The sequence below is a fragment of the Porphyrobacter sp. MBR-155 genome (genome assembly GCF_040547625.1).
Taxonomy (GTDB): Bacteria; Pseudomonadota; Alphaproteobacteria; order Sphingomonadales; family Sphingomonadaceae; genus Erythrobacter.
The window spans coordinates 1-24,075 of the sequence record NZ_JBEPQB010000003.1 but is presented as its reverse complement, the minus strand read 5'-3'; the positions used below and the strand labels follow the sequence as shown (position 1 = coordinate 24,075).

The following is a 24,075-nucleotide window of genomic DNA, read 5'->3' as shown; positions in this document are numbered from 1 at the left end:
TCCGGGGGATGGCCCGTTCAGGCCTCCGCTGAACTGTCACGCGGCCCGGCGGGCCGTCCGCGCCGCGCTCCCTTGCTGACCGCCACCTTGACCCCGCGCCGCGCCAGCGCCTCACGCAACAGCACTTCGATCTCGGCGTTGACGCTACGCAGGTCAGCATCCGCCGCGCGTTGAAGCGCATCGTGAAGCGCCGGGTCAAGGCGCAGGGCAAAGGCTTTTTTTGCGGCCATGATGCAATCAGTAGAGCGACCCTGCGTTGACCACCGGCTGGGTTTCGCGCTCGCCGCACAGCACCACCATCAGGTTCGATACCATCGCCGCGCGGCGTTCGTCGTCAAGTTCGACCACGTTTTTCTCGGACAACTGGGTGAGCGCCATTTCCACCATCGACACCGCGCCTTCGACCAGTTTGCGCCGTGCGGCGATCACCGCTTCGGCCTGCTGGCGGCGCAGCATTGCGCCTGCGATTTCGGGAGCATAGGCAAGGTGGGTGAGACCGCATTCGTCCACCGTGATCCCGGCCACCGTCAGCCGCTCGATCAAGGCAGCGCGCAATTCAACGCCCACTTCCTCGTGATTGCCGCGCAAGGTCACTTCGAGATGTTCGATATCATCATAGGGGTAGCGAGAACCGATTGATCGCACCGCGGCTTCGATCTGGGCATCGACGAATTCGCGGTAATCATCGACGTCGAACAGCGCCTGTGCCGTATCGGTAACGCGCCAGACGACCTGCGCGGCCATTTCAATCGGGTTGCCGCGCGCATCGTTGACCTTGATCTTTTCCGAGATGACATTGTTGGCGCGCACCGCGATTTTCTTGCGCGTCAGCCACGGCAGCACCCAGCGCAGGCCTTCGCTGCGGTCAGTGCCCTTATACGCGCCGAACAGCTGGATCGCGGCGGCTTCGTTGGGGTTGATCATGTAAAACCCGGTGAGCACCAGAACACCGATCACACCGGTGATGATCGCACCAACCAGACGCAGCCCATCGGGATCGTCCGGGGTCATCGCGCTGATAAACAGCCACACTGCCGCGACCACCAACACCAGCGAAACCAGCAGCATCATATAACCGCTCTGCGTTGCCGCTGGGGTTTCCCGACTGCGATTGAGGGCGGGGGTATCAGCAATTGCCATGACGAATTCTCCGATTCGATATAATTATGATATCATATTTATATCAGGATGCGCGACGGTCAAGCGGATTCGGCCGGGCTGTTGATCAGCAAGGCACTGGCCAGTTCTTGCCCAGCGGGCCGTTGCGGCAATGCAGGTTCTCGGCCATGCTCAAGCGCGCGGGCCCCACCCGGCCTATATCAAGCGGCTGCGGGCGGGCATCCGGGTGAGAGGGGAATGGCAATGCGGATATTTGTGACGGGCGGCAGCGGCTATCTTGGCCGAAACCTGATCCGGCGGCTGGTCGCCGATGGGCATGACGTGGTGGCGCTGGCCCGCAGTGATGCTTCGGCGCAGGCGGTGGAAATGCTGGGGGCAAAGGCGGCGCGCGGCGATATTCTCGATCGCCAAAGCCTCGTCACCGGGATGGCGGGCTGCGCCGGGCTGGTTCACGCGGCGGCTGACACCGGCCATGCGATCCACGAACCCGATCAACACGCCACCAACCTTAACGGCACCCGCAATGTCTTCACCGCCGCGCGTGAGGCGGGCATTGGCCGCGCGGTACACATCAGCACCGAAGCGGTCTTGCTGTCGGGCAAGCCATTGATGGATGCGACCGAAGCACAGCCCTATCCGGCGCGCTTTGCCGGGAGCTATTCGGCCAGCAAGGCGGCGGCGGAGCAGATGGCGTTGAGCCTGTCATCGCCCGCCATGCCGATCATCGCGGTGCGCCCGCGCTTCGTTTGGGGGCGTGATGATACCACCGCGCTACCGCAGCTGATCGCCGCAGCGCGCAGCGGAAAACTCGCGTGGATTGCGGGCGGCACCTATCTCACATCGACGACCCATATCGATAACGCGGTTGAAGGGATCGTGCTGGCGCTGATGCATGGCAAGGCGGGCGAGGCCTATTTCATCGCGGATGACGAACGCAGCACATTCCGCAGCTTCGTTTCGCGCCTGCTGGAGGCGGCCGGGGTTGAGGCAACCGACAAAACCGTGCCACGCATGGTGGTGCGCGCAGTGGTGGCGGTTGGCAGCACGATTGAACGCCTGACCAGCGGGGCGATTGCAGCGCCGATTGGCGCGCAGGAATACGGCACGGTCGGGGTAGAGGTGACGCTGAATACCGAAAAGGCGCGCCGCGAACTTGGCTATCACCCGATCATCAGTGTGAACGAAGGAATGTCGACTGTCGTGCCTGCGGTGTAACCGCGCTCTGCGTCCGTCTGTTCGCCAAAAAGGCCCCCGGTATCGCTACCGGAGGCCTTTCTGTGTCACTCGCCATACGCTCAGTGATACGCTCAGTGATATTGGGCGTAGCTCACATCGAAGCGGTCAGCATTCATCACCTTGTTCCAGGCCGAGATGAAGTCGGCCACGAATTTGCCCTCGGCCCCGGCCTCGGCATAGACCTCGGCCTGAGCGCGCAGCATCGAGTTTGATCCGAACACCAGATCGGCGCGGGTGGCGCGGTATTTCTCCGCCCCTGTGGTGCGGCAGGTGCCGACATATTCCTCATCGCCGCTGCCATCCACGGGCGCCCACTTGGTTCCCATGTCGAGCAGGTTGCGGAAGAAGTCAGTGGTCAGCACGCCGACCTTGTCGGTGAACACGCCGTGCTTGCGGTTGCCGCTGTTGGCACCGAGCACGCGCAGGCCGCCGACCAGCACGGTCAGTTCGGGGATCGACAGGCCGAGCAGATGCGCCTTGTCGATCAGCATCTCCTCGGTGCGCACCGATGCCTTGGTCTTGAGGTAGTTGCGGAAACCATCGGCAAACGGTTCCAGCGGTTCGAAACTCGCCGCGTCGGTGTGTTCCTCGCCCGCATCGCCGCGCCCGCCTGTGAACGGCACGGCCACGTCATGCCCGGCATCCTTGGCCGCCTTTTCGACCGCAGCCGACCCGGCCAGCACGATTGCGTCGGCCATGCTGAGGCTTCCACGATGCGCGTCGATCACGCCGAGCACCTTGGCGAGTTCGTCGGGATCGTTCGCCGCCCAGCCGCTTTGCGGGGCCAGCCGCACCCGCGCGCCGTTGGCGCCGCCGCGATGGTCGGAATTGCGGTAGGTCGAGGCCGAAGCCCACGCGGCCTTGACCAACGCGCTGACGGTCAGGCCAGAGCCGAGAATAGCCGCCTTGAAGCGCGCCACTTCGGCACCAGCAGGCGCGGTGCCAGCGGGAACCGGATCCTGCCAGATCAGCGTTTCAGCCGGGACTTCCGGCCCCATGTAACGCACCTTCGGCCCCATATCGCGGTGGCACAGTTTGAACCACGCGCGCGCAAAGGCATCATCCAGCTGTTCGGGGTTGGCGAGGAAACGTTCGGAGATTTTGCGATATTCCGGGTCCATCTTCAGCGCCATGTCGGCGGTAGTCATCATCGTCGGCACCCGCTTGTTCGGGTCACGCGCGTCGGGGGCCATGTCTTCGGGATCAGGGTTGATCGGCGTCCACTGCTGCGCGCCTGCCGGGCTCTTCACCAGCTCAAAATCATATTTGAACAGGATGCGGAAATAATCGTGGCTCCACGACGTCGGGTTATTCGACCACGCTCCTTCCAGCCCGGACGTGGTGATGTTGCCTGCCGCGATTTCGGCCTCGTCCGTCAGCCAGCCAAAGCCTTGCAGATGCAGGTCTTCGCTTTCAGGCGCGCCGCTGAACGTGTCCGAAGGGGCAGCGCCATGCGCCTTGCCAAACGCGTGGCCGCCAGCGGTGAGCGCGACGGTTTCTTCGTCATTCATTGCCATGCGGGCGAAGGTTTCGCGGATATCGCGCGCGCTTTCCAATGGATCGGGATTGCCGCCCGGCCCTTCGGGATTGACGTAGATCAGCCCCATCTGGATCGCGGCGAGCGGGTTTTCCAAATCGGCGCCATCGTCAGGCCGGATGCGGGTGGCAACGCCTTCGTTGACCCACTGTTCTTCGGTGCCCCAATAGGTGCTTTCGGGTTCATAGACGTCTGCACGCCCGCCGCCAAAGCCGAACACCGGGCCGCCCATGCTTTCAATCGCGACATTGCCCGCGAGGATGAACAGATCGGCCCAGCTGATGTTGCGGCCATATTTCTGCTTGATCGGCCACAACAGGCGGCGCGCCTTGTCGAGGTTGCCGTTATCGGGCCAGGAATTGAGCGGGGCGAACCGCTGCTGTCCGCTGCCCGCGCCGCCGCGCCCGTCACCGGTGCGGTAAGTGCCTGCGGCGTGCCACGCCATGCGGATGAACAGCGGGCCGTAATGCCCGTAATCGGCGGGCCACCACGGCTGGTTATCGGTCATCAGCGCGGTGAGATCGGCCTTGAGCGCATTGTAATCGAGTGCGTTGAAGGCTTCGGCGTAGTCGAAATCCTCGCCGTAGGGGTTTGCGCTGCGCCCGCCTTCGGTCAGGATGTCGAGCTGCATTGCTTGCGGCCACCAATCGCGGTTGGTGCGGCCCAGCAGGCTGCGTGTTCCGGCATCGCCATTGAATGGGCAGCCGCTCATCTCGCCAGTTTTTGCGTCCATGAGTGTTCTCTCCTTACAGGTTGATTGCGTGAGACTCGCCAGTCGGGCGCAGTCTATGGATAGACAATGACGCTTTCACGATGGCGCGTCCAATCGATTAATGCGCGTGTATTGATTGATGGAAGCGATTGATGGGAGCGTGGGGCATCACGAAACCGAGGTGTCCTGCGCGCGCGACCGCTAACCCATCTGCGCGCGTTCCTGCCCGCGCTATCGCTTATGCTACTTGAGCGCGGTGCAGCAGCTTGTGATCGGCCAGCACCAGCGCCATCATCGCTTCGACCACCGGGGTGCCGCGGATGCCGACGCAGGGGTCGTGGCGGCCCTTGGTGACGACTTCGACTGCTTCGCCCGCGCTGTTGATCGATTCGACCGGGGTGAGGATGGAAGATGTCGGCTTGAACGCCACCCGGCAAACCACTGGCTGCCCGGTTGAAATCCCGCCCGCTGTGCCGCCCGCGTGGTTGCTGGCGTAGATTGGCTTACCCTCATTGCCGGGCCGCATCCGGTCGGCGTTTTGTTCGCCGGTCAGGCGCGCGGCCTCGAATCCGTCGCCGATTTCGACGCCCTTGACCGCGTTGATGCTCATCATCGCGGCGGCCAGATCGCTGTCGAGCTTGGCATAGATCGGCGCGCCCCAGCCTGCGGGAACGCCGGTGGCGACACATTCGACCACCGCGCCCAATGACGATCCGGCTTTGCGGGCTGCATCAACCTTGGCCTCCCACCGCTTGGCGGCTTCGGGATCGGGGCAGAAGAACGGGTTGTTTGCGATTTCAGTGTGGTCGATCCGCGCTGGGTCGATCCGGTCGCCGCCAAGCTCGCACACATAGGCCACGATGCTGACTTCCGGGATCACCAGCCGCGCCACCGCGCCCGCCGCCACCCGCGCCGCCGTTTCGCGCGCGCTGGAACGCCCTCCGCCGCGATAATCGCGGATGCCGTATTTGGCGTCATAGGCGTAATCGGCATGGCCGGGGCGATAGGATTGCGCGATGTCCGAGTAATCTTTTGACCGTTGATCGGTGTTTTCGATCATCAGGCTGATCGGCGTGCCGGTCGTCCGCCCTTCGAACACGCCCGACAGGATGCGCACCAGATCATCCTCGCGCCGCTGGGTGGTGAAGCGGCTGGTGCCCGGCTTGCGCGTATCCATGAACGGCTGGATATAGTCTTCGCTGATCGCCAGCCCCGGCGGGCAGCCATCCACCACCGCGCCCAGCGCAGGCCCGTGACTTTCGCCCCAAGTGGTAAAGCGCAGCACGCGCCCGAAGGTGTTCCAGCTCATGCCTTGCGCTTATGCGCAAACCCGCTGATTTGTCCACCAAGCCGTCATTGCGAGCGGCGCAGCCGCGCGGCAATCCAGCGCGTTCGTGTGCCGCTCTGGATTGCCGCGCTACGCTCGCAATGACGATAACCCCACTCAGGCTCTGGACTGTTCTCGTTCTGTCCGTCACAACCCTGCGCGCAAGCAGTGAAGCGGTAACGCAGACAGGGAATCATGATCGCCAAACTCTCAGGCAGGCTCGATGCGTTGGGCGAGGACTGGGCCATCGTCGATGTCGGCGGGGTCGGCTATCTCGTCCACTGTTCGCGCCGCACATTGGCCGCGCTGGGCGAAGTGGGAGAGGCCTGCACCGTACACACCGAATTGCAGGTGAGCGAGAACGACATGCGCCTGCTGGGCTTTGCCGACAGCGCCGAGCGTGACTGGTTCCGGCTGCTGACCGGTGTGCAGGGCGTGGGGAGCAAGGTGGCGCTGGCGATACTCTCGGCGCTCTCGACCGGAGAATTGCGCGACGCCTGCGGACGCGGCGATGCGGCGATGGTGGCAAGGGCGCAGGGCGTGGGGCCGAAACTGGCAAGCCGGATCGTCAACGAATTGAAGGATAAGGCGGGCGCGATGCCCGGAGGCGTGAGCGGGGTTGCGGTCGGCGTGACTGCCGCGCCTGCGGGAAGCAAAGGCGCGGACGCGGCCAGCGCACTCGAAAACCTCGGGTTCAAACCGGCGGTTGCGGCGCAAGCGGTGGCGCGCGCGCTGGAGGAACTGGGGGATGGCGCCAGCGAAGGCGACCTCATCCGCGTGGCATTGAAAAAGGCAGCATCCTAGGAGGAAGTCTCATGCGTATCATCACCACTCTTGCGCTCGCATTGGCCGTTATCGCCGCCGCCCCGCTCGCCGCGCAGGATCGCAGCGCGTTCAAACCCGGCCCGGTAATCACCGACTTCGGCCCGCACGCCCCGGTGCCGGGTATAACGCAACTGCCCGCCGACACCGAATTTGCGGTTGCTTTTGATGTGGCGACCCCGGCGGCGGAGGGCAGCGCCAATCGCGGGTTTGAAAGCGCGGCGCGGTTCCTCAATATGCACGTGGCGAACGGCGTGCCTCAGGAGAATATCCGGCTGGCGGTGGTGGTGCACGGCAAGGCCTCGCTCGAAGTGCTGACCAACGCCGCCCACGCCGCGAACGCAGCCGGGGGCGGGGGCGATAACCCCTCGGCCAAACTGGTGGAGGCGCTGCTGGAGGCGGACGTGCGCTTTATCCTGTGCGGGCAAAGCGCGGCGGCTTACGGCATCAAGCCCGAAGACCTGATCCCCGGCGTGGAAATGGCGCTGTCTGCGATGACCGCCCACGCGCTGTTGCAACAGAACGGCTTTACGGTGAACCCGTTTTGATGGGTGCGATGAACCCCACCCCTCGTCACCCTGAACTCGTTTCAGGGTCTATCCCGCCATCAGCGCAGGTCGATGGGAGGCAGCCCCAACCCAACCGCCAGATCATGCCAATCGGGATTCTCGCTCTCGATCAGGTTGATCTTCCACTGCCGGTGCCAGCGCTTCAATTGCTTTTCGCGGGCGATGGCGCGCTCCATGTCGCCCAGCAGCTCGTAACGGACGAGGCGGTGGACGTGGTAGCGGCTGGTGAACCCCTCGGCCACTTCGTTGCGATGCTGCCAGAGCCGCGCGGTGAGATTGCTGGTGACACCGATGTAAAGCGTCCCGTGCGGCTGGCTCGCGAGGATGTAGACGCAAGGCTGGCGCTCGGTTCGCATGGGATTGAGACTGCGGCACGATGGATGCTGAAACAAGTTCAGCACGACGATTTCTCAAAAGTTTGCCCCATCCCTCGTCACCCTGAACTCGTTTCAGGGTCCATCCCGCCATCATCGCGGTGGCAGCGCAATCGCGCGATGGCGAGCTTGTTGTGATGCGCCGCAGTCTCGTCATCGCACTGGTCAGTATCGCGTTTCTGTCCGGATTTGCGAGCGGTTGCTGGGCAGAGGGCTGGCTTGATATTGATGATTGCCTCGACCGGGGCGGCGCATGGGATTACGAGCGCAATACGTGCAGGTATGAATGACTGACCCCACCCCCCTCCACACCCCCGCCCGCCAGCCGGGCGACCCTGACGCTGCGTTGCGGCCCAAGCGGCTCGCCGAATTCGTCGGGCAGGAGGCCGCCAAGGGCAACCTTGCGGTGTTCATCGCTGCCGCGCGCGCGCGGGGGGAGGCGATGGATCATACCTTGTTCTTTGGCCCGCCGGGTCTGGGCAAGACCACGCTGGCGCAGATCATCGCGGGCGAGTTGGGCGTGGGTTTCCGCGCCACCAGCGGCCCGGTAATCGCCAAGGCGGGCGATCTCGCCGCGCTGCTCACCAATCTTGAACCGCATGACGTGCTGTTCATCGACGAGATTCACCGCCTCTCCCCCGTGGTTGAGGAAGTGCTCTACCCGGCGATGGAGGACCGCGCGCTTGATCTGATCATTGGCGAGGGGCCATCGGCGCGCTCTGTTCGGATCGACCTGCCGCCCTTCACCCTGATCGGAGCCACGACACGGCAGGGCTTGCTGACCACGCCGCTGCGCGATCGTTTCGGCATCCCGGTAAGGCTTAATTTCTACAGCCATGAAGAATTGGAGCGCGTCGTCACCCGCGCCGCCGGGTTGCTTGGCCTCGCGATCCAGCCCGATGGCGCGCACGAAATTGCGCGGCGTTCACGCGGCACCCCGCGTGTGGCCGGACGCCTGCTGCGCCGGGTGCGTGATTTTGCCGATGTTGCGGGCGCGGCCTCTGTCACCCGCCATGTCGCCGACGAGGCGCTGACCCGGCTGGAGATCGACCGGCTCGGCCTTGATGCGATGGACCGGCGCTACCTCACCATGATCGCGACCACGTACAAAGGTGGCCCGGTGGGGATCGAAACGCTCGCGGCGGGCCTCGCCGAACCGCGCGACACGGTCGAGGAGGTGGTCGAACCCTACCTCATCCAGCTCGGCCTGATCGCCCGCACCGCGCGCGGGCGGATGCTGAATGATGATGGCTGGGCGCATCTGGAACTGGCGCGGCCCGTTGATTCGTCCGCACCGCAGCAAAGCGGGCTGTTCGACGAAGATGGTTAACGCAGGCCGCTAACCAGCCGCCTGTTTTCGGTGCCAGTTCGGGACAGCGCGCCCGAAATCCCGCAGAACCGGGCCAAATCCGGGGCGTTGGTGGGCCTTGGCATGGTTAAGCCGGTTGCCCGGTGGCGGTTTCTGACCTCAAAAGCAGGTTGGTTTCGGGGGAGGTGCGGATGGTCCGCATTCCCCGCCACAGGCAAACAGGGTTAACGACTATGTCGCTCAAACTGGCCATCGCAAAGCTTTCTGCTGCTGCTGCGGGTGTTGCATTGTTGCAGGGCGGCGCGGTGCGCGTGGCCGAGCCGATGAACACCGACGCGCCGGAGTTCAGCTCGGAAATTGATGGCAAGCTGATCGCGGTCGATCCGCAAACCGGCGCGCGTTACATCAAGACGCGGACCCGCGATTTGCCGCCGCCCGAACAGCGCCGCCGCCGGATTGTCGAACGCACGGTTGAATGCCAGCCGGTCTCCCCCGGCGCGGTTGGCGCGCCGAGCGTGCCTGCTGGCGCGGTTGAGGCCTATTTCGATCCCAATGAATGCCCGCCGATTGCGCAGGTCGCCTATATGCCGGCCCCGCTGCCCCCGCTTCCGCCGATTTCGGGTGGCGGCGGCCCGGTTGGCGGTTTTGGCGGTTACGGCGGCGGGTTGGGCTTTGGCGGCGGCTTCGGTGGCGGCTTCTTTGGCGGGCTCTTCGGCGGCGGCGGGTCGTCATCGGGCGATGTGTCGGTTTCAACCACCACCAGCACCAGCGGCGGCGGTGAAGGCAGCAGCGGGGTTGTGGTCAATGTCGACGTCGACAATTCGACTTCGACCACTTCGTCCTCGGGCCAGATCAGCAGTTCCACCACCTCGTCCACCGGACAGATCAGCTCATCGACGGGTCAGGTTTCGACCTCGACCTCAACCGGGACGGTGTCGAGCAGCACCGGGGCGGTTTCGTCGTCGGGCGATGTGTCTTCGTCGACCGGCGCGGTGTCGAGTTCGGGCAACGTCTCTTCGTCGACCGGGGCTGTGTCGAGTTCCACCGGCGCGGTTTCCAGCTCCACTGGCGGCGTGTCGAGTTCGACCGGGGCGGTCTCCAGTTCCTCAGGCAACGTCTCAAGCTCGTCTGGCAATGTATCTAGCAGTTCGGGCAATGTTTCCAGCTCTTCGGGCAATGTCAGTTCTTCGACTGGCGCAGTTTCGAGTTCGTCGTCGTCATCTTCGTCGTCGAGTTCCTCTTCGTCGTCCTCGTCGAGCTCATCGGGGGGCGCCACCAGCGGCGGTAGCACCTCGGGCGATCTGACTAGCAGCACCAGCAGCAGCACATCCTCGTCGTCCTCCTCGTCGAGCAGCACCAGCGGATCGTCAGGCAGCAGTGGGTCGTCGGGTTCGAGCTCGTCGTCGAGCAGCAGTTCTTCCTCGTCATCATCGTCGAGCAGCGGCAGCACCTCGGGCGGTCACGAAGTTCCCGCGCCGCCGATGATGATCCTGTTCGGCCTTGCCGCCGCCGCGATCCTAGGCCGCCGCAAGTTAACGGGCACGCCGACCGCCTGATACCAAAGCGCGATGGGGCTGACTCATCGGGCTTTGGTTAAGCCCGTGCGGCGCTTGAGCATTTCCAATGCGTGATGCGTCAGCATCTCAGCGCGCTGGTATAAAGTCGAAAACGCGTTCACGCTTGCACGGCGAGCGAGAAGGGCGGCACCGGGGGGAGCCGCCCTTTTCTTATCCGATGGTGGGGGAATTAACGCGGCGCGATCGGCTGCTGCGCTTCGTCCCAGGCGATGATTCCTCCGGCGAGGTGTTCCACCGGCTTGCCGGTTGCATCAGCCAGCCGCTCACCCGCAATCGCTGATCGGCGGCCTGAACGGCAATAGAGCACAACCTCACGCCCATCCGACAGATCAAGCTTGGCCGGGTCAAACCGATCAAGCGCGATGTGTTCCGCGCCGGGGATCGCGCCTTCGGCCACTTCGGCATCGGTGCGCACATCGATCAACCGGACATTGCCCGCCGCCATCCGCGCGGCAAGCTCTGCGGGTGAGAGGTCGATCAATGCCGCAGGGGCGGCGATAGCGCCCGCCTCTGCATCCGCCGCCATCGCCAGTTCCACGCCAAGCGGGGCCGAGGACGAATCATCGCGATCGCTCGCCCCGCAGGCCGCCAAACCCAAGGCAATCGGCACAACGGGGATCAGACGCAAGGCGCGAAAGGCAGTCATCATCCCCGCATCATGCCGCAAGTTTGCGCAAGACGTAATGGAGAATCCCGCCGTGGCGGTAATATTCCATTTCGTTGGCGGTATCGATCCGGCACAGCGCCGCGAAGCTGAAGGTGCTGCCATCGGCGCGGGTGACGTCAACCGTGACGTCCTGCCCCGGTGTCAGATCAGCCAGGCCGCGAATCGAGAAGGTGTCGTCCGCCGTCAGGCAGAGCGTTTCGCGGGTGTCACCATCCTTGAACTGCAAGGGCAGCACGCCCATGCCGACCAGGTTGGAACGGTGGATGCGTTCAAAGCTTTCAACAATCACCATCCGCACGCCCAGCAGGATCGTGCCCTTCGCCGCCCAGTCGCGGCTGGAGCCTGTCCCGTATTCCTTGCCGCCGATCACCACCAGCGGGGTGCCGTCTTCCTTGTGGCGCATCGCCGCGTCGTAAATCGGCATGGTTTCGCCATTGTAGGTCGAAAACCCGCCTTCAACGCCTGGCACCATTTCGTTCTTGATGCGGATATTGGCAAAGGTGCCGCGCATCATCACTTCGTGGTTGCCGCGCCGCGAACCATAGGAGTTGAAGTCCTTTTTCGCGACCTGGTTCGCTTTGAGGTAGGAGCCAGCCGGGCTATCTTCCTTGATCGAACCGGCGGGCGAAATGTGATCGGTGGTGACCGAATCGCCCAGCACCGCCAGCGGCTTGGCATCGACGATGTCGGTCAGCGGCGGCGGGGTCATCGTCATCCCGTCAAAATAGGGTGGGTTGGCGACGTAGGTGCTGCCAGCGCGCCATTGGTAGGTATCCGACGGTTCAACCGTGATCGCCTGCCAGTGTTCATCACCGTCATAGACGTTGGCGTAGCGGCTGACGAACATTGACCGGTCGATATTGGCGGCGCGGTGCTCGGCAATTTCGGCGTTGGTCGGCCACAGATCGGCCAGCATCACGTCGTTGCCGTTCTGGTCCTGCCCGATCGGGGTGGTGGTGATGTCCTCGGTCACGGTGCCCTTGAGCGCGTAGGCCACCACCAGCGGCGGCGAGGCGAGGAAGTTGGCGCGCACATCCGGGCTGACCCGACCTTCGAAGTTGCGGTTGCCCGACAATACGCTTGCGGCAACAATGTCATTGCCGTTGATCGCGGCGCTGATCGGGGCTGCCAGCGGGCCGGAATTGCCGATGCAGGTGGTGCAGCCATAGCCGACCAGATCGAACCCGATCGCATCAAGGTGTTCCTGAAGGCCCGATTTCACCAGGTAATCGGTCACCACCTGCGATCCCGGTGCCAGCGAGGTCTTGACCCACGGCTTGGGCTTCAACCCGCGCTCATTCGCCTTCTTGGCGACCAACCCGGCGGCGATCAGCACGTCGGGGTTGGAGGTGTTGGTGCAACTGGTAATCGCGGCGATCACCACGTCGCCATCGCCGATGTCGTGATCCTTGCCTTCTACCGCCACGCGCGCGGGGCCGCTTTTGCCGTAAACCTTGCTGAGATCGCCGTTGAACAGTTCATCCACCTCTTGCAGGATCACCTTGTCCTGCGGGCGCTTGGGGCCGGCAAGGCTGGGGACGACCGCCGCCATGTCGAGGCTCAGCGTCTTGGAGAACACCGGCACATTGGCGGGATCAAACCACATCCCCTGCGCGCGTGCATAGGCTTCGACCAGAGCGATGTTTTCTTCGCTGCGACCGGTCAGGCGCAGGTAGTCGATGGTCTTGTCATCAATGCCGAAGAACCCGCAGGTCGCGCCATATTCGGGTGCCATATTGGCGATGGTGGCGCGGTCGGCCAGCGTCAGATTGGCCACACCGGGGCCGTAGAACTCAACGAAACGCCCCACCACGCCGACTTCGCGCAGCATCTGCACGCAGGTCAGCACCAGATCGGTGGCGGTCACGCCTTCGGCCATGCGGCCTTCAAGGTAAAAGCCGACCACTTCGGGGATCAGCATCGAAATCGGCTGACCGAGCATCGCGGCCTCAGCCTCGATCCCGCCGACGCCCCAGCCGAGCACGCCCAATCCGTTGATCATGGTGGTGTGGCTGTCCGTTCCGACGCAGGTGTCGGGATAGGCGACCATTACCCCGTCGGGGCCTTGCGATGACCACACCGCCTGCGCGATGTTTTCCAGGTTCACCTGATGGCAGATGCCCGTTCCCGGCGGCACGGCGGAGAAGTTTTCAAAGCTTTTGGAACCCCACTTGAGGAAGTCATAGCGTTCGGCATTACGCTCATATTCGAGCGCCATGTTCGCTTCCATCGCCTTGGGATGGCCGAATTCATCGACCATTACCGAGTGGTCGATCACCAGATTGACCGGCACCAGCGGGTTGATCTTGGCAGTATCGCCGCCCAGTTTCTTGATCGCATCGCGCATCGCGGCCAGATCGACCACGCAGGGCACCCCGGTGAAATCCTGCAACAGCACGCGCGCCGGGCGATACTGGATTTCCTCACCCGTGGTGGGGTTGTCCTGCCAATCGACAATCGCCTGAATATGTTCGCGCCCCACGGTGAACCCGCCGTCTTCAAAGCGCAGCAGGTTTTCCAGCAATACCTTCATCGAAATCGGCAGGCGCGATACGTCGCCCAACTGCTCGGCGGCTTTCGCGAGCGAGTAATAGGCGTATTCCTTGCCGCCGACATTAAGGGTCTGACGGGTTTTGAACGTGTCCTGGCCGATTGCGGTCATGGGGGGATTCCATCCTTTTCGATTGGCCCGCCCCCGATCCAGCAAGGGCGCGGTTTTACGAGGCGCACCTGCGCTTTCGCGCGCGCGAGGTCAAGGGGGCCAAGGTCGGATTGGCCTTGGAGAATGGTCTTAAGCGGGTGTTTTTGAGGTAATTGCAGCGGGTCTGCGTGTCGCCAGCCAGCAGCCCGCGATGATCAGCGCGGTTCCCGCCAGTGTCGGCACAGTTACCGCTTCGCGGAAAAACAGCCAGCCGAACAAGGTTGCCCAGACAAAGCCCGAATATTCGGTCGGTACCAGCGCGCTTGCTTCGGCGCGGGCGTAGGCCCAGGCAATCGCCAGCGATCCCGCCACGGTCAACGCGCCTGCCGCCAGCAGCGGCACCAACGCCTCCCGCGCAGGCGGTGTCCACAGCAGCGGGGCGAGGGTGAGCAGCACCAATCCGCCGATCCCACTGTGAAACGTAGTAATCTCAATCGGCCCGGCAACCTGCGCCTGCCGCCGGATGACAATGAAATTGTAGGCGTAAAGCAGTGCCGAGACGAACAGCGAAGCAATGCCCAATGCGGCGCCTTCATCGAATTTCCCCTGCCCGATCCGCCCGCCGATGATTACCAGCGTCCCGGCAAAGCCCAGCAGACTGGCACCGATGGCTGCGCGGCTGATTGCTTCGCCCAGCAATACGTGGGCGAGATAGAGGGCCAGCAACGGCGCCATAAAACTCAGCGCAATCGCCTCGGCCAGCGGCAGGCGGGTGAGCGCGAAGAAGAAGGTCAGCGCCATGAAGGCCGATATAACGCCGCGCGTCAGGTGCAGCTTCAACACCGCCCGGTTTGGCCAGGCAGGCCCGCGCGCCAGCCAGATCGGCGCGATGATCGCCGCGCCAATCCCGGCGCGCAGCACGGTGGCGGTATAGGCCCCGATCATCAGCGCTGCCTCTTTCATGAAGGCATCCATCAAAGACAGGAACCCCACGCCCGCCAGCGCGGCGGCAAAGGGCAGCAGGGGGCGGGCAGTGATGGGCATGGCGGATGCGATAAGCCGTTCGTCCAGCAACGTCACGCGCGCGCGGCGCTGGCGCCAGTGGCTGTGCACATTAATCGCTGCGAAAGCCAAGGTGGTTGATAGGGGGTGTCCGCGCGGCGTATGATTGCAGCGGACACATGGTCGCGGTGAATAATGGCGGCATGGGGCGAAAAGGCAGGATAGTGATGAGGTTCGCGAAAAGATTTGCAGGCGGTGTCGCAATCGCGGCGCTGGTGGCAACAGCGGCGCTGGGGCAGGATAGCGGCGCGGTGCGTGCCCAAATGCTGCCCAAGCCCGAAGTGCAGGGCGGCCCCCAGCCCGCGCAACTGCCCAAACCGCGTGACGCCTTTGATCAGGCTTTCCCGACAGTCTCGCAGCCGATGGTGCAGCCCGGAATGGAGGCACCTGCGCCGCTGGTGCAGGCGTGGAGCATCGCGCAGGTCGCGCGATTGGTGGCGGTGATCGAAGGTATCGGTGCAGAAGGCCTCGATCCGGCGGATTACGATCTCCAACCGCTCAAGGTTGCGCTTGCCTCCGGCCCGTCGGATGAATTGAACCAGATCGCCTCGCAAAGCTTTGTCTGGCTGGTTGAGGATTTGCGCGATGGGCGCACCCCGATGGAGGCGCGCGAACAGTGGTTCGTGATCGATCCCGACCGTGAGACATTGCGCACCGGCGATATCCTCGCCCAAGCGCTTGCGACCGGCGATATTGCAGGCACGCTGGCAAAACTCGCCCCGACGCACCCCGATTATGCGCGGCTGCGCGACGAACTGGCTAAGACGCCCGAAACCGACATTGCCAAACGCAAGCTGATCCGCGCCAATATGGACCGCTGGCGCTGGCTGGCGCGCGATCTCGGGCCGCAATATCTGATCACCAATGTGCCCGAGTTTCAATTGCGGCTGACGGTCAAGGACAAGATCATCAGCACCTATCGCACCATCGTTGGCAAGCCGGGGCGCACCGCCACCCCACAATTGGCTGAAACGATCGAAGGCATCGTGTTCAACCCGACCTGGACGGTGCCGCAATCGATCGTCAAGGGCGAAGGGCTGGGCGCCAAAGTTCTCGCCAACCCCGAATGGGCGAAGCGCAACGGTTATGTCGGCACGCGCGGGGCCAATGGCTATATCAGCGTGGTGCAGCAGCCGGGGCCGGGCAATTCGTTGGGGCTGATGAAGCTGGAAATGCCCAATGCGCAGGCGATTTTCTTCCACGACACTCCGTCGCGCCACCTGTTCGCCAATGATAACCGCGCATTGAGCCACGGCTGCATCCGTACCGAACGTGCGCTGGAACTGGCGATGACGATGGCAATTCTGGGCAAGGGCGCGACCAAGGACGAAGCGGTGGCGATCTCATCCTCGGGCAAATACACCAAGGTGATGATGGAAAAGCAGTGGCCCGCGTACATCACCTATTTCACCATGGCATCGGACATCAACGGCGAGATGGCGACCTTCAAGGACATCTACGGCCGCGACGCCCCGGTGCTCGCCAGCCTTGACAAGCCGCGCGTGCGCGAACGCACTTACGTGCCGGTCGACGAGGTGATCGTCATCGAGGATAACCTGCGCGATAGTTAGGCTGTCGCGCTACAGGTTGAGCGGCGCGCGCTCGATCATCGCCAGTTCGGGCAGCGGCTGGATGCTGCCGTCTTCTTCCAGCCCAAGGCTGTCGGCAAACAGCAGCCGCCCGCCCGACAGGTGCATCAAAGCGATGCGGAACTGTTCCTCACCCATCGCGAAACACCCGTTGGAGCGCCCGAGGCGGCCATATTTCTCAAGATGCGAGGCTTCGGCATAATCGGCGCGGTGCATCACGATATAGCGGCGCAGCGCGGCGTCGTTGCTTTCATCCAGCCCGCCCAGCCGCACTGATGTGCCATAGCGGCCCTTGTACCATTCCCACGTCACGTAAGCCCCCCGGCTGGTGGCGTTGGAACCTTCGGTATTGGAGAATTGCTTGAGCCAGCCGTCATGCTGCCGGTCGGAACCCTGACCGTGGCTGACGTGGTAGGATTGCACCTCACCCCGGTTGAAGTTGACGAAGTGGAACCGCGGCTTGGCCGAATGCAGCCCGTAATCGGCAATGCCGACAATATCGCGTTTCCAGATCGCATCGCCCGCGCGCGCCAGTTCGCGCTTGGCAATGTCGAACAGAATGCGATCACGCGGGGTGCCGGGTGATACCGCCGCAAAGGCGCGCATCGGCAGCGCCAGTGTCGCCCCCGCAATCAGAGAGCCTTTGAGAAGATCGCGCCGGTTCATTACCCTATAAAGTAACCCGCCGGGCTTGCGTTCCCAATAAGGCAAAACACGGTTCATCGCAGCTATGCCTCGCTTCGTAGGGGAAGCGCTGCGTATCCAGCGTTTTCCTGCGCCATCACCAGCATCGAGGCGGCGTGGCGCGCGGCGACTATGCGCGGATCATCGCCATATCCGCCTCCCAGCGCCGATGCGATGGCGAGGCCCCGGCGGCGCGCCTCTGCGATCACGAAACGATCACGCGCCGCCAGCCCCGCGTCAGTCAGCGCGAGCCTGCCCAGCTTGTCTTCCGCGTGGGGATCAACCCCCGCCTGATAGAACACGAAATCGGGCGCGAAACCGGCCATCACCTCGGGCAGGTGACGGGCCAGCGCCGCCATATAGCCATCATCATCCACCCCATCGGGCAAGGACACATCGCGGCTGGAGCGTGCCTTTCGCACAGGAAAATTCTTTTCCGCGTGGAGCGAGAGGGTGAAGATATCCTCGCGCCCGGCGGTCAGGCTGGCGGTGCCATCGCCCTGATGCACGTCCAGATCGACGATCAGAACGCGCGCCGCATCGCCCTCGGCAATCAGGCGGTTGGCGGCCACTGCCAGATCGTTGAACACGCAATAACCCGCGCCGGTATCATGCAAGGCATGATGGCTGCCTGCCGCTGAATTGGCGGCATAACCGTGACTCATGGCGAGCTGCGCGGCTAGCCATGTGCCGCCATTGGTATGGCGCACGCGGCTGGCGATAGCGGGTGTTACCGGAAAGCCGATCCGGCGTTCTTTGTCGCGCGGAACATCAGCGCGAAACACCTGATCGACATAGGCGGGGCAATGCACCGCTTCGAGCCATGCGCGCGGGCAAGGCTCTGGCGCGTGTTCGGTGATCGGGGCTCCGCTGGCGCGCAATTCCTCCATCACGAGGTAGTATTTGTCGAAGCGGAAAGACCCGCGTTCGGGGCGCGGAGCCATGTAATCGGCGTGGTGGACGACGTGGAGCATTCAGACCCGTCCCGCCCGCCTGTTGGAGACACATGTGACACTGTCCAGAAGCAGAAAACCCGGGCCTGCCAGATCAACGGCAATGGCAGGGGCGAAGGGGCGAAAACGGGCGTTCATGCAGGCAATCATGCCACCATCATTGGCTGTAGGACAGTCTCATAGCCAGCCCGTATGTTCGGCCAGAATCGTCGCCCCCAGCGCGATCAGGATTACCCCGCCCGCCCGTTCGGCCCATGTGCCCCAGCGATTCCCTGCGATCCGGCCCAGTATGACCCCCGCCGCGCTCAGCGCAAAGGTGACGATACCGATTAGCGCGGCGGCCGTCAGCGGCGCGACATCCAGCGTTGGTAGGGTAATCCCGGCGGCGAGCGCATCAATGCTGGTGGCGACCCCTGCGACCAGCAGCGCCCGGCCTGTCAGCCTGTGCGATGCTTCCTCCTCACCCACGTGCCCGCCCAGCATCCGCACCCCGAGGAAGGTCAGCAACCCAAAGGCGATCCAGTGATCGACCGCCGCGACATGAGCCATGGCAAACGCGCCGATCCCCCAACCGATCAGCGGCATGACGCCCTGGAACAGGCCAAAGGTGAGCGCGATGGCGAGGCCGCCGCGCGCGTCGGGCCGAAACCGCGCCCCCTGCGTCAGCGCGACGGCAAAGGCATCCATCGCCAGCGCGAGTGCAAGAAACAGGGCTTCGATCACGGCTGTGTCCTGATTATGGCACCTGCGGGGCGCGGGCCTTAGCCAGAGCAGCGAGTTCTGCGGAAATCGCATCCTCGCTGCGGCTGGCTGGAAAGTTTGAGTTGATCGGCACGGCACCGAAAACGTGCAGGCGCAACTATCGCGAGATCGGCGGCCGATCCTACATTCTTAATTTCACGCCGGAGCAATTACCGCGATGCGCTTTGCATCAAATGCGCTTCATCGATATATGCAATTCCTTGCGCTGGAAAAGCTGTTTTGCGAAATTTTTCTCATCACCGTGCCAAGCCGCGTGCGCAACTCACTGACTTCCAATCCTACGCTGGCTGCGACTTCGGCATCGCTCAGACCTTGCTCGGTAGAGGAGATGGCACCCATCAGTTCCTGCTCGTCGGCATCAAGCGAAGCGAAGGCCTCATCGGTGATGCAAGCGCACTCTTCTTCGGTCAAATTCCCGTTGCCCGAGCTCACGCAGCTCGCTGTCATTTCCGCCTTCGCCTTGTCGACGCCGGAACCGCAAGCTGACAGCGCGATCAGCAACCCGGCACCCAATGCCATCTTCGATAGATTTACCATACCTTTCTCCTTGACACCCCTTGGTTCAAACTACGGAGAAGCAGGCATCTGTCAATCTGGTGTGGCCTTAGCCAGAGAAGCGAGTTCCGCGTAAATCGCGTCCTCGCTGCGGCTGGCGGCGTTGCGCCAGCTGGTCGCGGTGTCGACATTGACCAGATTGCCATCGGCGGTCAGCACCAGCAGCGCGGGCGTGCCGGGGAAATCGGCAAGGCCGAACCGCTGCGCAATATCCAGATTATGCCCATCACCCGATTGCGGCATCCCGACATTGACGAACACCAACTCGTAATGCGCCGCCACCAGCGCGGCAAAGCGCGGGGTGCCGAGCCATCCGGCCAGCGCGCGGCTATCGTGGCACCAGTTCGCGCCCATCACCAACAGCACCCGCCTGTCTGCCGCAGCGGCGCGGGTGAGCGCGGCGTCGACATCGCCCATCGCATCGGGGGACACGGCATAGGCGCTCGCTTCGGGATGGTCGCCGGCGGCCGACACGATGCTGCCTGCAATCGCTGAACCACCGATTACCAGCAATCCCGCGATCAGGCCTGACACAATCGGTTTGATCACTCCGCCGCTTCCGCCGTTTGCGCAGGCGCTGCGTGGGGATCGAACGCGGTTGCTTCGCCTGCCTCGATCTCGGCCGCCTTGGCCTCGACCAAGCGGACGATGTGATCGAGCATATCCTCGCTTTCGACCGTGTGATCGGTCACGCCGCGCAGATACACCATGTGCTTGCCCGCGCCGCCGCCGGTCAGGCCGATATCGGTTTCGCGCGCTTCGCCGGGGCCATTGACCACGCAGCCAAGGATCGACAGGCTCATCGGGGTCTTGATGTGGTCTAGCCGCGCTTCGAGCGCTTCCACGGTGCGGATCACGTCGAACCCCTGCCGCGAGCATGAGGGGCACGAGACGACGCGCACGCCGCGGGTGCGCAGGCCGAGCGATTTGAGCATTTCGAACCCGACCTTGATTTCCTGCTCCGGTTCCGCCGACAGGCTGACGCGGATGGTATCGCCGATCCCGGCCCACAGCAGGCTGCCCATACCGATCGAGGATTTGACCGTGCCGCCGATCAGCCCGCCCGCTTCGGTAATACCAAGGTGCAGCGGGCAATCGACGGTTTCGGCCAGCCCGTGATAGGCCGCCACCGCAAGGAAGATGTCGCTGGCCTTCACCGCGACCTTGAATTCGTGAAAATCGTGATCCTGCAACAGTTTGATGTGATCGAGTGCGCTTTCGATCAGCGCTTCGGGGCAGGGCTCACCATATTTTTCGAGCAGGTCTTTTTCCAGGCTGCCTGCGTTCACCCCGATGCGGATCGCGCAGCCATTGGCCTTGGCCGCGCGCACGACTTCGGCGACGCGCTGGGCTGATCCGATATTGCCGGGATTGATCCGCAGGCACGCCGCGCCCGCATCGGCGGCTTCCAAGGCGCGCTTGTAGTGAAAATGGATATCGGCCACGATCGGAATGCGCGCGGCGCGGGTGATCTGCTTGAAATCGCGGGTCGATTCTTCGGTCGGGCAGGATACGCGGATAATGTCCGCGCCCACGTCCTCACACCGACGAATCTGGTCGATTGTCGCCTTCACATCCTCGGTCGGGGTGTTGGTCATGGTCTGCACCGTGATCGGCGCATCGCCGCCCACGGGGACATTCCCCACCATGATCTGACGCGATTTGCGCCGTTCGATTGTGCGCCAGGGCCGAATGGAAGACATGCGCCCGCCTATAGCGGTGCCTGCATGACGGAGCAATGACCCTAGGCGGGATACTGCGCCCCGGTCAGCTGTTCGCTGAGCGTCCACAACCGTTCAGCCGCTGCCGGATCAAGCGCATAGGAACGCACGCCGCCTTCGGATGATTGGTTGTCCACGGGGGCCACATGGCAATCTTCGCAATAGACCCCGCCGGTGCCTTCCAGTTCAAGCGCGGTCGCGGCCCAGCAGCTGGTTGCGGCGCCTTGCGGAATGGTCTTCCACGCAAAGCCGCTATCGCTTTTGGTCACGCGCTCGATCAGCGCGGCGGTCATTTCCTCGGTCATGTGGCGGCCCAGATTGGTTCGGATGCCGCCGGGATGCACTGCATAGGCGTGGATGCCCTTGGCGGCAAAGCGCGCCTCCAGCCCGACGGTAAACAGGATGTTCGCGGTCTTCGAATGACCATAGCTTTGCCACGGATCATAGGGCCGTTCGGTGAAATTGGGGTCGTCAAGATCAACCGGGGCAAAGTGATGGCCGCGGCTGGAGAGGTTGACGATGCGTTTGGCATTGCCTGCCTCGATCAAAGGCAGCAGTTCTGCGGTCAGCGCGAAATGGCCCAGATGGTTGGTGCCGAACTGCATTTCGAACCCATCGGCGGTGTGCATCAGCGGGCAGGCCATTACGCCTGCATTGTTGATCAGCAAGTCGATCGCGGTGAAGCGTTTGCGGGCCTCGTCCCCGCAGGCGCGGATGCTGGCGAGGTTGCCGAGATCGCAGATGATGGTGTCAATGCTGGCATCAGGGTGCTGCGCCCGGATCGCTGCTGCGGCTTCATCCAGCTTGGCCTGATCCCGCCCGGCCATGATGATGCGCGCGCCGCACGCCGCCATCGCCCGCGCGGTTTCCTGACCCAGCCCCGAATTGGCACCGGTGATGAACACCGTCAGCCCGGCCATGTCCTTGCCCGCCAACACCTCATCCGTGGTGCTGTCTTTGCCGAATGTGCTCATCTGCTCTCTCCTGCGCTTATAGTTTCAATTGGTAGAGGAATTCCGCGTCCAGCTGCGTGCCGACGCGGAAGGTGATATCGGCGATCTTGGCAAAGCCATAGCGTTGATAGAACCGCTGCGCGCCGTAATTTTCGGAATAGACCGATAGCAGCACCGCATCATGACCGCCCGCGCGGGCCTGATCCAGCGCCCATTCCATCAGCTGTGCCCCGACCCCGGTGCCGGTGTGCTGCGGCAGCGCATAAAGCTGGCTGAGCTCAATCGGGTTTGTCGCGGCGGAATGGGCGGCATAGTGGCTGGGGTAGCGCAGCTTGCAATAGGCGACCAGCTTGCCGTTCACTTCGGCAAGGCAGTGGGCGCATTCCTCGCCCGCGATTTCCTGCGCCACGGCAGCGGGATCGTGCACCTCGGCAAGGAACGCGGCGAGGTCTGCTGCGGTGTAGAGATGCGCGAAGGCGGCGGTGAAGGTTTCGGCCCCCAGCGCGGCAAGCGCGGGGGCATCGGCGATGGTGGCGGGGCGCAGGATCATGGGAAGCGCCCTAGCGCTGCGGGCGTGCGTTGTTAAGCTGGCGAAACGCAGCGGGCCGCGTTAGACATCGCGGCTATGAAGAACCTCATCGCGCTCATCGCACTCGCCCTGCTGCCCGCCGCCGCTCTGGCTCAGGATACGCCGCCGCCCGAACCCAAATGGTCGATTGCCATCCACGGCGGGGCAGGCACGCTGAACCGCGATGCGATGACGCCGGAAAGGCGCGCCGAATACGAGGCCGCGTTACAGGTCGCGCTCGATGCCGGAGCCAAGGTGCTGGCCGAAGGCGGCAGCGCGATGGACGCGGTGAAGGCCGCGATCATCCCGATGGAAGATTCGCCGCTGTTCAATGCGGGCAAGGGCGCGGTGTTCACTTGGGAAGGGACGAACGAACTCGATTCCTCGATCATGGACGGGCGTGACCGCAGCGCCGGGGCGGTGGCGGGGGTCAAGACGGTCAAGAACCCGATCCTGCTGGCTGACAGCGTGCGCACCGCCAGCCCGCACGTGATGTTGATGGGTGCAGGCGCGGAAGCTTTTGCGGCGGAACAGGGCTTTGCCGTAACCCCGCCCGAATATTTCGCTACGCCTGCGAGGGCCGAGGCGCTGGAGCGGATGAAGGCGCAGCAGCTTTCGGCGCTGGATGTCGATCACAAGTTCGGCACGGTCGGCGCGGTGGCGCTTGACCAGCATGGCAACCTTGCGGCGGGCACCTCGACCGGCGGGATGACCGGCAAGCGCTGGGGCCGGGTGGGCGATGCGCCGGTGATCGGCGCGGGGACCTATGCGGATAATCGCAGCTGTGCGGTGTCGGCGACGGGCTGGGGGGAGTATTTCCTGCGGGTGGGCGTGGCGCACGAGATTTGCGCGCGGCTTCGATACACCATTCCCGCGCTAGAATTTCGGCTTCACCCGTGGGATCCCATCACGATCAAGAATTATGCACAGACCGTTGCCGATGAAGTTATGGCCGACGTTAAAGACTTGGGTGGCGACGGCGGGGTGATCCTCGTCACGCCCGAGGGCCATGCGATCTTCAGCTTCAACACCAGCGGGATGTATCGCGGTCGCGCGACCAGCGATGGGGAGAACGAAGTGGCGATTTTCGGGGGCGAGGAGCAGGCTTCGGCCACGCCGGATCATTGACCCCTTTACTCCCCTCCCCTTGTGGGAGGGGTTGGGGGAGGGGAGCGAGGCCGCAGGCTTCGCTTGTGTCCACTGACGTGGTGCCCCCCCCCCCCCCCCCCCCCCCCCCCCCCCCCGGGGGGGGGGGGCGCAAAAAAAAAAAACAACCCCCCCCCACCCCCCCGAAGCGGGGGGGGCGAAAAATATAAAAAAAAGCCACCCCCCCCCCCC

26 protein-coding genes are annotated in these 24,075 nt (G+C 63.7%); 7 read left to right on the top strand and 19 right to left on the bottom strand.

Annotation, left to right across the window (positions count from 1 at the left end; all coding sequences use genetic code 11):
- Positions 1 to 17 precede the first annotated feature (17 nt).
- On the bottom strand, positions 18 to 230 hold the full coding sequence (locus ABIE62_RS03590) for a type II toxin-antitoxin system antitoxin (RefSeq protein WP_354323642.1): 213 nt from the start codon (positions 228 to 230) through the stop codon (positions 18 to 20).
- A 7-nt stretch (positions 231 to 237) separates the two neighbouring features.
- The gene (locus ABIE62_RS03585) at positions 238 to 1,011 is read right to left on the bottom strand and encodes an SPFH domain-containing protein (RefSeq protein ID WP_454184753.1); all 774 of its coding nucleotides are present in this window, start codon (positions 1,009 to 1,011) and stop codon (positions 238 to 240) included.
- 345 nt (positions 1,012 to 1,356) lie between these two features.
- On the opposite strand from ABIE62_RS03585, the gene ABIE62_RS03580 reads away from it, so the two are divergent.
- A complete protein-coding gene (locus ABIE62_RS03580; protein ID WP_354323638.1) occupies positions 1,357 to 2,334 on the top strand; it encodes an NAD-dependent epimerase/dehydratase family protein in 978 nt (325 codons plus the stop codon).
- A gap of 92 nt (positions 2,335 to 2,426) precedes the next feature.
- On the opposite strand, the gene katG is transcribed toward ABIE62_RS03580, so the two are convergent.
- Both katG and aroC read right to left on the bottom strand, forming a co-directional pair.
- A complete protein-coding gene (gene katG, locus ABIE62_RS03575; RefSeq protein ID WP_354323637.1) occupies positions 2,427 to 4,625 on the bottom strand; it encodes a catalase/peroxidase HPI in 2,199 nt (732 codons plus the stop codon).
- Positions 4,626 to 4,842: 217 nt separating this feature from the next.
- On the bottom strand, positions 4,843 to 5,913 hold the full coding sequence (gene aroC / locus ABIE62_RS03570; RefSeq protein ID WP_354323636.1) for a chorismate synthase: 1,071 nt from the start codon (positions 5,911 to 5,913) through the stop codon (positions 4,843 to 4,845).
- A gap of 213 nt (positions 5,914 to 6,126) precedes the next feature.
- Here aroC and ruvA point away from each other — a divergent pair, with 213 nt between their 5' ends.
- The gene (gene ruvA / locus ABIE62_RS03565; RefSeq protein WP_354323635.1) at positions 6,127 to 6,735 is read left to right on the top strand and encodes a Holliday junction branch migration protein RuvA; all 609 of its coding nucleotides are present in this window, start codon (positions 6,127 to 6,129) and stop codon (positions 6,733 to 6,735) included.
- Between the two features lie 11 nt (positions 6,736 to 6,746).
- The gene (locus ABIE62_RS03560) at positions 6,747 to 7,301 is read left to right on the top strand and encodes a DsrE family protein (RefSeq protein WP_354323633.1); all 555 of its coding nucleotides are present in this window, start codon (positions 6,747 to 6,749) and stop codon (positions 7,299 to 7,301) included.
- Between the two features lie 59 nt (positions 7,302 to 7,360).
- Here ABIE62_RS03560 and ABIE62_RS03555 read toward each other — a convergent pair whose 3' ends face one another.
- On the bottom strand, positions 7,361 to 7,678 hold the full coding sequence (locus ABIE62_RS03555; RefSeq protein WP_354323631.1) for a GIY-YIG nuclease family protein: 318 nt from the start codon (positions 7,676 to 7,678) through the stop codon (positions 7,361 to 7,363).
- Positions 7,679 to 7,797: 119 nt separating this feature from the next.
- Here ABIE62_RS03555 and ABIE62_RS03550 point away from each other — a divergent pair, with 119 nt between their 5' ends.
- Positions 7,798 to 7,986, top strand: coding sequence for a hypothetical protein (locus ABIE62_RS03550; protein WP_354323629.1), 189 nt, complete (start codon positions 7,798 to 7,800; stop codon positions 7,984 to 7,986).
- Positions 7,983 to 9,026: a Holliday junction branch migration DNA helicase RuvB gene (gene ruvB / locus ABIE62_RS03545; protein WP_354323627.1), complete on the top strand. Its 1,044-nt coding sequence runs from the start codon at positions 7,983 to 7,985 to the stop codon at positions 9,024 to 9,026. The genes ABIE62_RS03550 and ruvB overlap by 4 nt, the downstream gene beginning before the upstream one ends.
- A gap of 106 nt (positions 9,027 to 9,132) precedes the next feature.
- Here the strand turns inward: ruvB and ABIE62_RS03540 are convergent, their stop codons facing one another.
- The 6 genes from ABIE62_RS03540 to ABIE62_RS03515 all read right to left on the bottom strand — a co-directional run bounded on the left by ABIE62_RS03540 (position 9,133) and on the right by ABIE62_RS03515 (position 15,003).
- A complete protein-coding gene (locus ABIE62_RS03540) occupies positions 9,133 to 9,372 on the bottom strand; it encodes a hypothetical protein (protein ID WP_354323625.1) in 240 nt (79 codons plus the stop codon).
- A 285-nt stretch (positions 9,373 to 9,657) separates the two neighbouring features.
- Entirely contained in the window at positions 9,658 to 9,882 is a 225-nt protein-coding gene (locus ABIE62_RS03535) for a hypothetical protein (protein ID WP_354323623.1), read from the bottom strand.
- Between the two features lie 24 nt (positions 9,883 to 9,906).
- Positions 9,907 to 10,455, bottom strand: a complete 549-nt coding sequence (locus ABIE62_RS03530; protein WP_354323621.1) for a hypothetical protein — start codon at positions 10,453 to 10,455, stop codon at positions 9,907 to 9,909.
- A gap of 296 nt (positions 10,456 to 10,751) precedes the next feature.
- A complete protein-coding gene (locus ABIE62_RS03525; protein WP_354323620.1) occupies positions 10,752 to 11,231 on the bottom strand; it encodes a rhodanese-like domain-containing protein in 480 nt (159 codons plus the stop codon).
- A gap of 7 nt (positions 11,232 to 11,238) precedes the next feature.
- Complete coding sequence (gene acnA, locus ABIE62_RS03520) at positions 11,239 to 13,911, bottom strand: aconitate hydratase AcnA (protein ID WP_354323619.1); 2,673 nt, start codon at positions 13,909 to 13,911, stop codon at positions 11,239 to 11,241.
- Positions 13,912 to 14,040: 129 nt separating this feature from the next.
- Positions 14,041 to 15,003: a DMT family transporter gene (locus tag ABIE62_RS03515; protein ID WP_354323618.1), complete on the bottom strand. Its 963-nt coding sequence runs from the start codon at positions 15,001 to 15,003 to the stop codon at positions 14,041 to 14,043.
- Positions 15,004 to 15,119: 116 nt separating this feature from the next.
- Between ABIE62_RS03515 and ABIE62_RS03510 the strand changes: the two genes are divergently transcribed.
- Positions 15,120 to 16,523: a L,D-transpeptidase family protein gene (locus ABIE62_RS03510; protein ID WP_354323617.1), complete on the top strand. Its 1,404-nt coding sequence runs from the start codon at positions 15,120 to 15,122 to the stop codon at positions 16,521 to 16,523.
- Between the two features lie 9 nt (positions 16,524 to 16,532).
- Here the strand turns inward: ABIE62_RS03510 and ABIE62_RS03505 are convergent, their stop codons facing one another.
- The 8 genes from ABIE62_RS03505 to ABIE62_RS03470 form a co-directional block, all read right to left on the bottom strand.
- Positions 16,533 to 17,207: a murein L,D-transpeptidase catalytic domain-containing protein gene (locus ABIE62_RS03505; RefSeq protein ID WP_354324085.1), complete on the bottom strand. Its 675-nt coding sequence runs from the start codon at positions 17,205 to 17,207 to the stop codon at positions 16,533 to 16,535.
- A gap of 62 nt (positions 17,208 to 17,269) precedes the next feature.
- Positions 17,270 to 18,199 (bottom strand): histone deacetylase family protein, encoded by a 930-nt coding sequence (locus ABIE62_RS03500; RefSeq protein ID WP_354323616.1) that lies wholly within the window; start codon positions 18,197 to 18,199, stop codon positions 17,270 to 17,272.
- Between the two features lie 156 nt (positions 18,200 to 18,355).
- Positions 18,356 to 18,901, bottom strand: a complete 546-nt coding sequence (locus tag ABIE62_RS03495; protein WP_354323614.1) for a manganese efflux pump MntP — start codon at positions 18,899 to 18,901, stop codon at positions 18,356 to 18,358.
- 219 nt (positions 18,902 to 19,120) lie between these two features.
- Complete coding sequence (locus ABIE62_RS03490; RefSeq protein WP_354323612.1) at positions 19,121 to 19,477, bottom strand: hypothetical protein; 357 nt, start codon at positions 19,475 to 19,477, stop codon at positions 19,121 to 19,123.
- 51 nt (positions 19,478 to 19,528) lie between these two features.
- On the bottom strand, positions 19,529 to 20,044 hold the full coding sequence (locus ABIE62_RS03485; RefSeq protein ID WP_354323610.1) for a thioredoxin family protein: 516 nt from the start codon (positions 20,042 to 20,044) through the stop codon (positions 19,529 to 19,531).
- Positions 20,041 to 21,198, bottom strand: a complete 1,158-nt coding sequence (gene ispG / locus ABIE62_RS03480) for a flavodoxin-dependent (E)-4-hydroxy-3-methylbut-2-enyl-diphosphate synthase (protein WP_354323608.1) — start codon at positions 21,196 to 21,198, stop codon at positions 20,041 to 20,043. The genes ABIE62_RS03485 and ispG overlap by 4 nt, the downstream gene beginning before the upstream one ends.
- Before the next feature lie 41 nt (positions 21,199 to 21,239).
- Positions 21,240 to 22,190, bottom strand: coding sequence for an SDR family NAD(P)-dependent oxidoreductase (locus ABIE62_RS03475; protein WP_354323606.1), 951 nt, complete (start codon positions 22,188 to 22,190; stop codon positions 21,240 to 21,242).
- Positions 22,191 to 22,206: 16 nt separating this feature from the next.
- Positions 22,207 to 22,719 (bottom strand): GNAT family N-acetyltransferase, encoded by a 513-nt coding sequence (locus ABIE62_RS03470; protein ID WP_354323605.1) that lies wholly within the window; start codon positions 22,717 to 22,719, stop codon positions 22,207 to 22,209.
- Between the two features lie 75 nt (positions 22,720 to 22,794).
- Between ABIE62_RS03470 and ABIE62_RS03465 the strand changes: the two genes are divergently transcribed.
- Entirely contained in the window at positions 22,795 to 23,865 is a 1,071-nt protein-coding gene (locus ABIE62_RS03465) for an isoaspartyl peptidase/L-asparaginase family protein (RefSeq protein WP_354323604.1), read from the top strand.
- Positions 23,866 to 24,075 lie beyond the last annotated feature (210 nt).